The sequence below is a fragment of the Mesorhizobium sp. P3_A10 genome (assembly GCF_056403175.1).
The window spans coordinates 323,726-335,643 of the sequence record NZ_JBFUFZ010000002.1 but is presented as its reverse complement, the minus strand read 5'-3'; the positions used below and the strand labels follow the sequence as shown (position 1 = coordinate 335,643).

The following is an 11,918-nucleotide window of genomic DNA, read 5'->3' as shown; positions in this document are numbered from 1 at the left end:
GGGGGAGATTGGCAGCTTCTACCTCAGATCAGCTTCTCCAGCGTAATCGGCAGATCGCGCACCCGCTTCCCCGTCGCATGGAACACCGCATTGGCGATCGCCGGCGCGATGCCGACGATGGCCAACTCACCCACACCCTTGCCGCCGAGTGCGGAGGAATGCGGGTCGGGGATACCGACGGAGATCGTCTCGATGTCCGGGATGTCGGCATTGGTCGGCAGCATGTAGTCGGCGAAGTTGCCGTTGACGATGCGGCCATGCCTGCGGTCGACGATGCCTTCTTCCAGAAGCGCCTGGCCGATGCCCATGATGATGCCGCCCTTCCACTGGCTCTCCGCCAGCTTGGGGTTGTAGAGACGGCCGGAATCCAGCGCCGACACCACGCGCGATACCCGCACCGTGCCGAAATCCTCGTCGACCCTGACCTCGACGAAATGCGCGCACCAGGAGTGGCGCGAATAGTCGCCCTCGGTGTGCGGGATCGACATGGCGATGGTGGTGTAGTTCTTGTAGCGCTCCTCCGGCGTCGAGTTCGCCGGCATGCTGTCGCCCTTGGCCTCTATTCTGTCGCGGCCGACGGCGAACAAAAGCTCGGCGATCGACAGGTCCGGCCCATCGCCGCGCGGCGAGGCGATGCGGCCGCCTCTCACCTGAAGCGTGTTGGCCTGCAGCGCATGGAAAGGCGAGCGCGGGTCGGCAATCGCAAGACCGATCAACTCGTCCAGCGCCTGGCCCGCCGCCTTGTAGACGGCGCCGGTCATCACGCCGGCAAGCCGCGAGCCGCCGGTGACGCCAGCGCGGGCGAAGTGCGAGTCGCCGAGCTTCACCGACACGTGCTCCACCGGAACGCCCAGCGTCTCGGCCGCCGTCTGGGCAAGGATCGTGTAGGTGCCCTGGCCCATGTCGATGGAGGAGCTTTCGACCTCGACCGAACCGTCGGCGAGGATCTTCACCACCGCCTCGCCGTGCGCGCGCCGCACCGGATAGGTGCCGGCCGCCACGCCCCAGCCGATGAGGTGGTGGCCGTCGCGCATCGAGCGCGGCGCGTTGCTGCGCTTCGCCCAGCCGAAGGCTTCCGCGCCGACAGCAAAGGCTTCTCGCAGCTGGCGCGTCGACCACGCCTTCTTCGCATGCGGGTCTTGTTCGGCGTAGTTGCGCAGCCGGATCTCCAGCGGATCGATGCCGACCTCATAGGCGAGCTCGTCGATGGCGCTTTCGATGCCGAAGGCGCTGGGGTTTTCGCCCGGCGCCCGCTTGGCACCCGGCACCACCGTGTTGACCCGCACCACATTCTGCTTCGAGGAGAAGTTCGGCGTGGCGTACATGATGGAGGTGACGGAGCCGAGCGGCTCGACCCACATGCCGTCGACCGCCGTCTCGTTGACGCCGCGATGCACGATCGACTGGATGCGGCCTTCACTGTCGGCGCCGATCGCCACCGTCTGGCGGGTCGCGGCGCGGCCGCCATAGGAGGTGAAATTCTGCGGCCTCGTCAGCACCAGCTTCACCGGCCGTCCCAGCATCTTTGCCGAGGCCGCTGCCACCGCGCTGTGCGCGAGCGCCAGCGCCTTCGAGCCGAAGCCGCCGCCAATATAGGGCGAGACCAGCCGCACATCCTCGAACGGGATCGCGAACCATTCGGCATAGGTGCGCGCCATGCCGTCCAGCCACTGGCTGGGCTCCCAGATGGTCAGCTGCTCGCCCTGCCAGCGCGCGATCAGCCCATGCGGCTCCATCGCCGCCTGGAATTCGCGCGGCGTGTTGTAGGCCGCGCAGACGCGCACCGGCGATGCGGCGAACGCGGCCTGCGCGTCGCCCCACTCCTTGGTCATCATGTCGATCGGGATGCCGTCGCCGGCCTTGGGGTCGCTGAGGTCGACGATCGCCGGCGTCTCGTCATAGCTGACCTTGACGAGGGCTGCCGCCGCCACCGCCTGCTCGAAGGTCTCGGCCACCACCGCAGCTATATGCTGGCCGGAATAGGTGACCGTGCGGGCGAGCGGCGCGTATGTCTTCTGTGACGGCGGATTGCCCAGCCAGTCCGACGCGCCCTTGAGTTCCATGATCGTGTCCGGCGTCAGCACGAGCAGCACGCCGGGCGCGGTCTCGGCCGTCCGTATGTCGATCGCGCGCACCGTGCCGGCGGCGATGGTGCTTTCGATCATCACCGCATGCGCCAGCCCTTCCAACTGCTGCTCGACCGCGTAATGGGCGGCACCGGTGATCTTGGCCGGGCCGTCGACGCGCGACAGCCGTCCGCCGACCGCTTCGAGGCGCGCGCTGTCGGAGGCTGCGTGTTTCATCTCATGAACGGTCATGCCGTCTCTCCCAATTTGAGGATGGCGCGCGCGATGACGCGCGGCGCGAGCTCGATCTTGTAGTGGTTGGCGCCATGGTCGACGGCGCCCTCCATGGCGAGCAGGCTGGCGGCCCGCACCGTGCCTTCCTCAAGCAACTTGCCCTTCAGCGCGTTCTCGACCGCGCGCGCCCGCCACGGCCTTGTCGCGACGCCGCCGAGCGCGACGCGGATCTCGCGGATGGTGCGGCCGTCGGCTTCAAGTTCCAGCCCGACCGCAGCACTTGCCGCCGCGAATTCATAGGATTGGCGATCGCGCACCTTGATATAGGTCGAGCGCCGCGCCGCGGCAGACCCCGGGATCTCGATAGCCGTGATCACCTCGCCGGGGCGGATGTCGTGCTCGTGCTCGGCGGTGGCGCCAGGAGCGAGGAAGAACTCTTCCACCTTGAGCTTGCGTTCGCCGAGATGGACCTCGGCATCGAAGGCGACCAATGCGATGGCGAGATCGCCCGGATAGGTGGCGATGCAGGCCTCGCTGGTTCCGAGCACGGCATGGCCGCGCGTCACCCCGCCGATCGCCGAGCAGCCGCTGCCGGGCTGCCGCTTGTTGCAGGCCGGGAAGTTTTGCGGGTCGCGGAAATAGGGACAGCGCGTGCGCTGCATCAGGTTGCCGCCGATGGTCGCCATGTTGCGGATCTGCGGCGAGGCGGCCTGCCATAGTGCTTCCGAGACCGCCGGGAACAGGCTCTTGATGTCGGCATGGTCGGCGATGTGGCTCATCTTTGCCAGCGCCCCGATCAGGGCGCGGTTGGTATCGACATCGACGGCACTGAGCCCCTTGATATGGCTGATGTCGATTACTGTAGACGGTTCGGCGACGCCGCATTTGGCGAGGTCGACCAGCGTCGTGCCGCCGGCCAGGAGCATGGCGCCGGGGAGCGCCGAAGCGTTGCGCGCGGCATCGATAGTGTCGGCGCGGACGTATGAAAAATCTCTCATGACTGGACCTCCAGGGCTGCCTGGCGTACGGCGGCGACGATGTGCGGATAGGCGCCGCACCGGCACAGATTGCCGGCCATGTATTCGCGAATCTCGTCATCCGAGCCGGCATGGCCCTCGCGGATGCAGGCCACCGCGGACATGATCTGGCCGGGCGTGCAATACCCGCACTGGAAGGCGTCCTGTTCGAGGAAAGCGGCCTGCACCGCGTGCAGCGCGCCGTCCGCTTCGGCCAGACCTTCGATGGTGGTGATGTCGCGACCCTCAGCTTGGGCGGCCAACGTCAGGCAGGCGAGCACGCGCTCGCCGTCGACATGCACGGTGCAGGCGCCGCACTGGCCGTGGTCGCAGCCTTTCTTGGTGCCGGTCAGGTCGAGACGGTCGCGAAGTGCGTCGAGCAGCGTGACGCGCGGCTCGACCTCCAGCTCATGATGGTGTCCGTTGATATCGAGATGGATGGGGATTGTGGTGGTCATGGGCGTCTGGCTCCAGTTGCTTGACGCGAGGGAATTGAAATGGCGCTTGAGCGGGGGAGGGCAAGCGCAGGGATAATCGCCCCCTCAAGGAGGGAGATCACGCTCTCGACGCCTTGCAAGCTCTCAGCACGTGACATAGCGGTTCCCCCTTGATTATATGATGAAGGCACTCCACAAATCGGAGGCGCCTCCGTTTATTTAATTGGGTGCTTGCACTAGGCTGTTCAAGCCCCGATCTGCATGTGGAGAAAAAATTGGCTTCCGAGCCGCCCGCAATAGCCGAACAGAAACCCGCCGCAGGGACAAAACCCTTGCGCGCCGACGCGCAGCGCAATCGCGACGCGCTGATCGAGGTCGCAGCAAAGGCCTTCGCCGCTGAGGGAGTCGATGCCTCGCTCGAGGAGATCGCGCGCCAGGCGGGCGTCGGCATCGGCACGCTCTACCGGCATTTTCCGACGCGCGAGCATCTGGTCGAGGTGGTCTACCGGCGCGAAGTGGAGGGGCTGTGCGCCGCCGCCGACGAACTCGCCAGCCACCATCCGGCCGATGTCGCGCTGGAACAATGGATGCAGCGCTTCGTCGACTACATCGCCACCAAGCGGGGGCTGGCGGCCAGTCTGCGCATCCTGTTCAACACCAACTCAGCTGTGTTCTCCGATATGTCGAGCCGGGTGTCGCTGGCCTTGCGGCGGCTGGTCGAGGCGGCGGTGGCCGACGGCTCGATCCGCAGCGACGTCGACGCCTCCGATGTGCTGCATGCATTGGGAGGCATCTATTCGGCGCCCGACACCAAGGACTGGCGCGACCGGTCGCGCCGGCTGGTCAAGCTGCTGATGGACGGGTTGCGGTTTGGGGCTGCCAAGGGCGCGAAGGGGCACGGGTGATGAAGACAGGGGCGCAGCTGGACCCGCGCGCCGCAACCGGCGCATAACACCACGCATCGGCGCGACCGACCGCGCCGGCTGGCATCAATTCAAAATCGTGCAGACCCTGGTGGGCGCAGCGACTACCCCTTCGCTTCCACCAGGATCACCAGCGACTCCGGCACCACGCCATCATGGGCCATCGCGTCAGCGGCTGCCTTGCTCTGCATCAAGGCCCCAAGCTCATCCATGTCCGGAACGTCCATCATCACAGCCACCCGTTTCGGGTTCTGCGGATCGACAAATGTGCGGATGTTGGTGATCCCGAGCGAGCCGAAGATCTCCTTGCGCTTCGGTGACGAGAGCCAGTGCTTGCTGTCCTTTGTGATGTTGTGATGGCCAATAACGGTTGGCATGGCATCCTCCCAAGGTGACGCCGCGGGTCGAAAATCGCCCGCCTTTGCTGCGATCCACCTACGCAGCGAGTGAGCGCCGTTTCCATTGGGCTGTCAATTCGCTGTCGCTGATGGACGACCTTCGGTTTGGGGCGGACAGGCTTTTCCTGCCGCGACCACGGGGAGGGGCGATCATCGTTGGAATGGAGTCGATATTTCAGCTATGCTTCGGCGTCCCTGTGAAAACGACAAAGGCGGATATGGCGAGAAGAGCCCTTTCCACCCACGCTAGAATGGCCACTCTCTCCGCGATTCTGGCCGTGCTCGGCCTCCTTTTCATGAACCCGGCCCATGCCGAGAGACGTGCGGCAATCGTCATCGGCAACAGCGAGTATCCGTTTGCTCCTCTTCCCAATCCCCGGAGCGACGCCAAGCTCATTGCCAACGCGCTGACTGAGCTCAACTTCGACGTTCTGCTTTTTTACGATGTCAGGAAGGCGGCAATACCGGAGCTGAAGGATGCGATCCGCGCCCATCTTGTCGGCGCCGACATGGCCGTCTTCTACTACGCGGGCCATGCCTTGCAGTTCGAGCGCCAGAACCTGCTGCTCCCGGTCGACACCCGCACCTCTTCCGCCAAGGAGGTCGTGGACGATGCCGTTCGTCTCAACGATCTGATCGATATCGTCAAGGACGACCCGATCGGCGTGAAGCTTTTCATCCTAGACGCCTGCAGGAACAATCCCGCGGCCAAGGAAAAAGGGCTGGAACAGGGTTTAGCTTACACGGAGTCGGGCAGCGGCCAGGTGCTCATCGCGTTCGCCACAGGTGCAGGCGAAGTCGCTTATGACGGCACCGGCATCAATAGCCCTTATTCATCCGCGCTTGCCAACGCGCTGCAGACGCCGAATCTCGACATCTACGATACGTTTCGAACCGTGCGGGGCGACGTTCGCCAGGCGACCGGCGGAACGCAAATACCCTGGATCACCGGCTCGATCGAAACAAAATTCGTATTCCGGAAAGGTGACGCCGGAGACAACGTTGCGGCTCCCGAGCAGGTTGCCGAGCCGGGCGCCGGACTGACCATTGACGAAGTGCTGTGGTCCTTCATCAAGGACAGCCAGAATCCTGAGGATTTTAGGCGTTTTGCCAGGGTCTTTCCCAAAAGCCGTTTTGCGGCCGAGGCCGAACAAAAGAACGTCAAGGTAGCCGCGCTTACGGAACGCGGGCTCTATTCAAAGGGCAGTCTGGTTTCGACGTCAATCGCCACCGATGTCATGGTGGTTGGCGAGAGCGATGCAGCGAGCCAGGAGTTCGTCTTCCAGCAGGCGGGGGAACGCGCGGTCTCCGAAACCTTCCGCGTCTGGCCAAAGACATTGCCCGACACCCAGCGGGGCATGAAGGCGACAGTCACCGACTGCGATCTGTACGCCGCCGACCCCAATGATCCGCAGCGCGCGGTGCCGGGCGTCACAAACGGCCTGGTCAATGTTCGTGATGCACTGCGCGCCTGCGGTTTCGCCCTGGCGGCCGACATCAACAATCCACGCCTGCAGTTCCAGTTCGGGCGAGTTCTGGAGATTGCCGGAAGTTATACTTGGGCGGAGCATTACTATGAACTCGCGCGCAAGCAGCAATACAGCGCGGCAATCGTCAACCTCGGCTACATGGCGCGGGTCGGGATGGGCCGCAAGGTGGACTACGCGCGCGCTTTCGATCTTTACCTCCAGGCTGCCGCGCTCGGAAATCTAAGGGCGCGCACCAATGTCGGCACGGCCTATATGCGTGGCGAGGGCGTGCCGCAGGTGCCCGAGGAAGCAGTCCTGTGGTACAGGCTTGCCGCTTCCAGCGGCTGGTCGAACGCGATCAATGCCCTCGCGGACGCCTACCGCCGCGGCAACGGTGTCGAAGCCAATCTCGTCGAGGCAGCAAGCCTTTACACGGCCGCGTCCGATGCCGGCCAGATCGATGCGATGACCAGTCTCGGGCGCGCCTACATAGGCGGATCCGGTGTGGAAAAGGACGTCGCGCGCGGGCTCGCTTTGCTGTTGAAGGCGAGCGACACAGGAAACCAGTATGCGCCGCGATATGCCGGCCAGCTGTTTCTCAAGGGAGGCGGGGTCGGCAAGGATGCCAAGCGCGCATTGGCCCTGTTTGAACTCTCCGCCCGCCGTGGTTTCGAAGACGCCTATCTCGATCTAGCAAATGGCTATCAGGATGGTTCCTTCGGCAAGGCCGACCCGCAGCAGGCCTATTTCAACGCGGTTCTTGCAGAGCGTTTCAAGGTCGAAAAGGCAGGCGATCTGGAGAAGCAGATCGGTGCGAAATTGCCGGCCGGCACCCGTCGCAAGATAGAGGCCGAGGCGGATCTGTTTATCCAGCAGAACGGCAAATGAAGATTTTGGCGCCGCCTGCGATGATCGAGACGTGACGAGGGGCTGATTTTGATCCGTCTGCTGAAGCAAGCCTACACCAGGATCACCTTGCTACGGTCCGGCTTCGCGGTCGCGTCCGCGGAGCAAGCCGAAGACGATCCCGATAGTATCCGATATGTGCTTGGCTCCGCCGTGGAAGACGCCAAACCACGCTGCTTGATATCGGTGCTGGGGACGCCTCCGCGCGATATAGGCGAAGTGCTGGAATCGGTCGCCTTCGTCTGCCGGCGAAACCGCGAATTTCCGGTGGCCGTCATGACCGAATTGCCTCCGGGTCTGATTGCCGCATCGACGATACCGATCGAATTTCTCCCGACCCGAGACTACCTGCCGGTCAAGCCGGACGAGTATGAACGTCACGTCCGGCGCCGTTGGTCTTTGATGATTGCGAAATGGCAGTTCGCCAAGCAAATCGAACTGTCGATCGACCTGGAAACATTTCTTGCCCAGCAATTGCAGGGGCCGAACCGGCGGCACTGGCTCTGCGCGAGCAGGTCGCGGATTACGCTCTCGCCACCGAGGCGTGAAGCGGCGCGTGAGTTCTGACCGAAAACACCAGGTCTTCGATAACGCGCGCAGCCTCGAAAGCGCCGTTCACAAACCCCAGACGTGCTGAGCGGCGTTTCAACTCGGCGCGAAATTCCTCCGACAGTGCAATGTCGATGGTTTCGGCGACGCGGCCGAGTTCGGAGGCCCGAAGCCGCAATCCCAAGCCCGTTGCATGGGCATAGGCGGCCCGCAATTGCTGATCGTCCATCTCGGGCGCTTCGTTCGGAACGAATATCGTGGGGACGCCGCCATGGATGCATTCGTGAAAGCTATTGTAGCCAGCGTTGGCGATCATGCAGTCGATGGCGGCAAAGCAGTCAGCGATCGGATATCGGGTGGTGGATAGGGTGCCGGGCCACTTCGTCTCCCGAGGAGCAAGGGGGTTCTCTATCCTCACCAGTTGAAGATCGCGCTTGAGGATCTCCTTGACCAGAAGATCGGGCAACTCCTCGAAATCGAAATTGCGTTGCGACCCGAGTTGCATGGCAACCGTAAACTTGCTGGGATCCGTGTTCAGAAATGCTGCGGACTCCTCTCGGCCCAGGCTTTCATGCGGGTCGGTCAGCAGAATGGTCGGAACCTTGTGCACCAGGCCGGGCATACGGCTGGTCGGCCCATGGTCCTCGTCCTGCGCAAGGTCGCCGGGCTCGATGATCATGTCGAAACATGCCTGCAGCGCTTCGTCCAGGTTCTGGCCATTGACCCACAGCCCCCGCCTGATCCACACCCAGGCGAGGTCGGGGCGAATTGACTGCACGTCGAGCAAGCCGCGAAAAGGATATGTGCCGTCGAACACCACTGCGGACACGTCGAGGTTTTCGATCGTCGCCAGCAGTTCCTGCGCATAGGCCTTGTTCCAGCTCTCCTCGGTGACGCCCATTTTGACGGACCAGGGAATATAGTCGGTTGCATGCCCTCGCTGGTGAAGCAGGGAGAATCCGGCCGAGCGCGTGAAGAAGATCGGTTCGACATCGGGCGACATCCTTTCGGCAATCGCCATCAAGCGCGTAATATGTCCGAGGCCGATGCCGTTGGTCGCGACAAACAGGATGCGCCGGCGCTTGGTGACGTGTAAAATTGCCGTCGCCGAGGCTTCGCCGAAGGGTGGCATCGGCACCTTTTTTGTTTTGCGCGGCTTAGCCGAGAGCGATGGCCTCAAGGCAGGAAAGCGGCGAAGGCCGAGCTCGTCGCAGAGTTCGTTCATCCGGCTGGGATAGGTGGCAAGCGAGAACTTCGCCTCGACCAGCTTCCTCGCTCTGGCCGATTGCTTCGAGAACAGATCGGGTGACGCCATCAGCCGCTCGATGGCGGCTGCGACACCGCCGGGCTCGGCATAGACCGCGCCATCCTCGAACAGCGCTTCGAAAGAAGGATCGACAATTGTCACCAGGCTGGTCGCCATCGCCTCGGCGATGCCCATGCCAAACGCCTCCACCCATCGGCGGCTGTGGAAATAGACGTAGAAATCCAGCGAGTTCAGGAATTCCGGGACGCCGCCGTCCTGAAAGGGAAAGGTCTGCCAGTTCGATCCGATCCAGGTCTCCAACTCGGCGGGTATGCCGCCCAGCGTCCTGACGGCAAGATGGCGGCGATCGGGATAGGCGGCAAGAAGGTCTTCCATGCTGTCTGGCCATTTCAGCATGTCCGGGCGCGAGTGACGGCCGATCACGGCGGACGTTGTCGGCGCGGGCCGCTGTCTTCCAGGCCATTCCGACAGGTCGAGCATGTTCAAAAGGTCACGGCCAAGCAAGGCGGGTTTGCGCTGCGGAAGACAGTCGAACTGTGCGCGGACCTTGGGGCCGACCGGCGCGAAAGTCACCGGCGTTCCGAACAGACGATCGATGTTGCGCTCGACGATTTCGATATCGTACTGCGGTTTCCAGTAACCATCGAAAGGTGGGTGGTGGACGACGCAAACCACGCGCTGCGGTCGTATTCTGACAGCCGTCGCTGGCATGTGTTCGAATACCTGCGGATGGTGGGCGTAGAGAACATCGCATGTCGCCACGTGTTCGCCCGCGAGCCGGGGGATGCCTAGAGCATCGATGAGATCGGCCGTTCGCTTTTCGAAGGAGCGGCCGAAGCTGCGGCTCAGACCTGTGAAGGGAATGACGGCTGTGCTGAGACCCGATAATGCGGCTGCCTTCAGTTCCGCCCTGACGGCGGACGACGTCCCTCCCGGGCAACTGAGGTCCGTCGCATGAACGATGTCAAAATTCACGGCTCGCTCTCAAATTGACGGTGCGGAGCGCGACCGCCTCAACCGGAACAATCCTCTCAGTATGAGCGGGACTTTGCTTCGCCTGCGCCGCCCTGAGCTGCCGCCGGAAGCTTTCGTACCTTTGGCGACGTCTTCTTTATCGCTGTCGAAATCTTTGCAGTAGCCATCGGCACATAGCAGCTTCTTGGATACTTATTGACAAAGGACCGATAAGCGCTCGCCGTATTCTCGCGGATCGTGGCGCGCCAAGCTGCCAATTCCGTCTTTGAGGGGGAGTAGTCGTAGCAATTTGGCGCAACCGCGGTCGGACCGGCTGTTCGCTGCCAGGGAACGCAGGCGGCCAGGAACACTGACCCCAGGACCGATAGGCGTTTCAGGAGCATGCCATACCCCCTATGCTGACCAAAGGTAAGCGCGAACCCGGCGGCAAGTCAACGAGGAAGGTGGTCGATCTGCGGAATGCCGTCTCTACGACCGACGCATGGCCGGCTCAGCGCCCTCTATGTTCCATGTAGCGCCGCATGAGAGTCGTCGCTCGGTCTTCCACGCAGAAATCCGATTTCGCTCGTTGGAACGCGGCCGACCCCATCGATTGCCGCAACGAAAAGGAAGAAAGCAGCCGCTCGATCGACAGAGCAAGCCCGTTTGCATCGTGCGGGTCGACGGTGAATCCTGTCCGGTTATTGTCGATGGCTTCCCCGCATCCGCCGGATGCACTGCCGACAGATGGCTTGCCGTAAGCCGCCGCCTCCAGATACACGAGACCGAAGCCTTCGGCGTCGATGCCGTTGCCCTCCGCGACCTCGATCGGTGTCAGGGCGAATACGTCACATTGCCGGAAAAGCACCGCCAACTGCTCATCGTTCAATGCGCCGTGCATCACCACACTGTCATCGATCGCGGATGATTTGAGGCGGGCATCAAACTCGTCGTGAAATGGTCCGGCTCCAACGATATCCCAGATGAATGGCCGCTTGATCCTTTGTAGCGCTTCCAGCAACAGGCCGTGGCCTTTGCGCGGCGCCAATCTGGCGACAGTCAAGATCCTTGGAATGCCACCTTCCGGCGTGAAATAGGAGGCCCGCCCCATAGTCGCGCTGAAGAAAGCCCTGGGCAGGCCGGGAGTAAGCGTTTCTCCAGCCGCCCCTGGTGCCATTCTGGCAAGGTGGCTGAGCGTATAGTTGCTGACGCAGAAGACACGCGCGCAACGTTCGAGGCCTTCGACGATAGCCGCCCGGACATCCGCGCCGGGAATGCGTTGCCAGGGTGCCGTGATGTCCTTGCAATGAACTGTGCAGAAAACCGGTGCGACGTCGCAAAGCAATTCCGCGAAACAGGCTAGCCCGCCGCTGGCCAGATGAATCATATCCGGTCGAAAATCCCTGCAAATTCTGTGAAGCTCGGCTGAGACGGCCTGGAACTCCGGTTCGGTTTGGCAGCCTTTCAGGTTGAGCGCTCCGACTTGGCGGACCGCTTCGCCGGGTTTTGGGTGCTGCTCGGTATCGGTAATCAGGCCGACATCCGCAAAGACCGACAGCGCCGCCATCGTCTGTTCCACGGATCTCTCGAGCCCGCCCACACGTGGATTGTACTCTGACGTGATCCACAGCAAGCGCGGCCTGGGCTTTCTCGTCCAAAGGCGAAAGCGGGCCTTCATGGACACCGCCGGATTGCTGCG

At 62.9% G+C, this 11,918-nt stretch carries 9 protein-coding genes; 3 read left to right on the top strand and 6 right to left on the bottom strand.

The features are described 5' to 3' along the window. Positions 1–23 precede the first annotated feature (23 nt). The 3 genes from AC1DXU_RS08420 to AC1DXU_RS08410 are packed head-to-tail and all read right to left on the bottom strand — an operon-like array spanning position 24 to position 3,774. Complete coding sequence (locus AC1DXU_RS08420) at positions 24–2,318, bottom strand: xanthine dehydrogenase family protein molybdopterin-binding subunit (RefSeq protein WP_477366920.1); 2,295 nt, start codon at positions 2,316–2,318, stop codon at positions 24–26. Next, a complete protein-coding gene (locus AC1DXU_RS08415; protein WP_477366917.1) occupies positions 2,315–3,298 on the bottom strand; it encodes an FAD binding domain-containing protein in 984 nt (327 codons plus the stop codon). Before AC1DXU_RS08415 ends, AC1DXU_RS08420 begins: the two co-directional genes overlap by 4 nt. Then, positions 3,295–3,774 (bottom strand): (2Fe-2S)-binding protein, encoded by a 480-nt coding sequence (locus AC1DXU_RS08410; RefSeq protein WP_477366914.1) that lies wholly within the window; start codon positions 3,772–3,774, stop codon positions 3,295–3,297. Before AC1DXU_RS08410 ends, AC1DXU_RS08415 begins: the two co-directional genes overlap by 4 nt. A 254-nt stretch (positions 3,775–4,028) precedes the next feature. Here AC1DXU_RS08410 and AC1DXU_RS08405 point away from each other — a divergent pair, with 254 nt between their 5' ends. Next, the gene (locus tag AC1DXU_RS08405) at positions 4,029–4,658 is read left to right on the top strand and encodes a TetR/AcrR family transcriptional regulator (protein WP_477366911.1); all 630 of its coding nucleotides are present in this window, start codon (positions 4,029–4,031) and stop codon (positions 4,656–4,658) included. Between the two features lie 122 nt (positions 4,659–4,780). Here the strand turns inward: AC1DXU_RS08405 and AC1DXU_RS08400 are convergent, their stop codons facing one another. After that, a complete protein-coding gene (locus AC1DXU_RS08400; protein WP_477366908.1) occupies positions 4,781–5,053 on the bottom strand; it encodes a hypothetical protein in 273 nt (90 codons plus the stop codon). A 272-nt stretch (positions 5,054–5,325) separates the two neighbouring features. Between AC1DXU_RS08400 and AC1DXU_RS08395 the strand changes: the two genes are divergently transcribed. Both AC1DXU_RS08395 and AC1DXU_RS08390 read left to right on the top strand, forming a co-directional pair. Next, positions 5,326–7,431: a caspase family protein gene (locus AC1DXU_RS08395; RefSeq protein WP_477368898.1), complete on the top strand. Its 2,106-nt coding sequence runs from the start codon at positions 5,326–5,328 to the stop codon at positions 7,429–7,431. Between the two features lie 48 nt (positions 7,432–7,479). Continuing rightward, on the top strand, positions 7,480–8,016 hold the full coding sequence (locus tag AC1DXU_RS08390; RefSeq protein ID WP_477366905.1) for a hypothetical protein: 537 nt from the start codon (positions 7,480–7,482) through the stop codon (positions 8,014–8,016). Here the strand turns inward: AC1DXU_RS08390 and AC1DXU_RS08385 are convergent. Together AC1DXU_RS08385 and AC1DXU_RS08380 are read right to left on the bottom strand one after the other, a co-directional pair. Next, positions 7,973–9,976 carry a glycosyltransferase gene (locus tag AC1DXU_RS08385; protein WP_477366902.1) on the bottom strand — a complete coding sequence of 668 codons (2,004 nt, stop codon included), beginning with the start codon at positions 9,974–9,976 and terminating at the stop codon, positions 7,973–7,975. The two genes, AC1DXU_RS08390 and AC1DXU_RS08385, sit on opposite strands and share 44 nt — an antisense overlap. A 754-nt stretch (positions 9,977–10,730) precedes the next feature. After that, the gene (locus AC1DXU_RS08380; RefSeq protein WP_477366899.1) at positions 10,731–11,897 is read right to left on the bottom strand and encodes a glycosyltransferase family 4 protein; all 1,167 of its coding nucleotides are present in this window, start codon (positions 11,895–11,897) and stop codon (positions 10,731–10,733) included. Between the last annotated feature and the right edge of the window lie 21 nt (positions 11,898–11,918).

Coding starts and splice junctions, on each gene's coding strand:
- AC1DXU_RS08420 (WP_477366920.1), bottom strand. CDS start 2,318: ATGACCGTTCATGAGATGAAACACGCAGCCTCCGACAGCGCGCGCCTC.
- AC1DXU_RS08415 (WP_477366917.1), bottom strand. CDS start 3,298: ATGAGAGATTTTTCATACGTCCGCGCCGACACTATCGATGCCGCGCGC.
- AC1DXU_RS08410 (WP_477366914.1), bottom strand. CDS start 3,774: ATGACCACCACAATCCCCATCCATCTCGATATCAACGGACACCATCAT.
- AC1DXU_RS08400 (WP_477366908.1), bottom strand. CDS start 5,053: ATGCCAACCGTTATTGGCCATCACAACATCACAAAGGACAGCAAGCAC.
- AC1DXU_RS08395 (WP_477368898.1), top strand. CDS start 5,326: ATGGCCACTCTCTCCGCGATTCTGGCCGTGCTCGGCCTCCTTTTCATG.
- AC1DXU_RS08385 (WP_477366902.1), bottom strand. CDS start 9,976: ATGCCAGCGACGGCTGTCAGAATACGACCGCAGCGCGTGGTTTGCGTC.
- AC1DXU_RS08380 (WP_477366899.1), bottom strand. CDS start 11,897: ATGAAGGCCCGCTTTCGCCTTTGGACGAGAAAGCCCAGGCCGCGCTTG.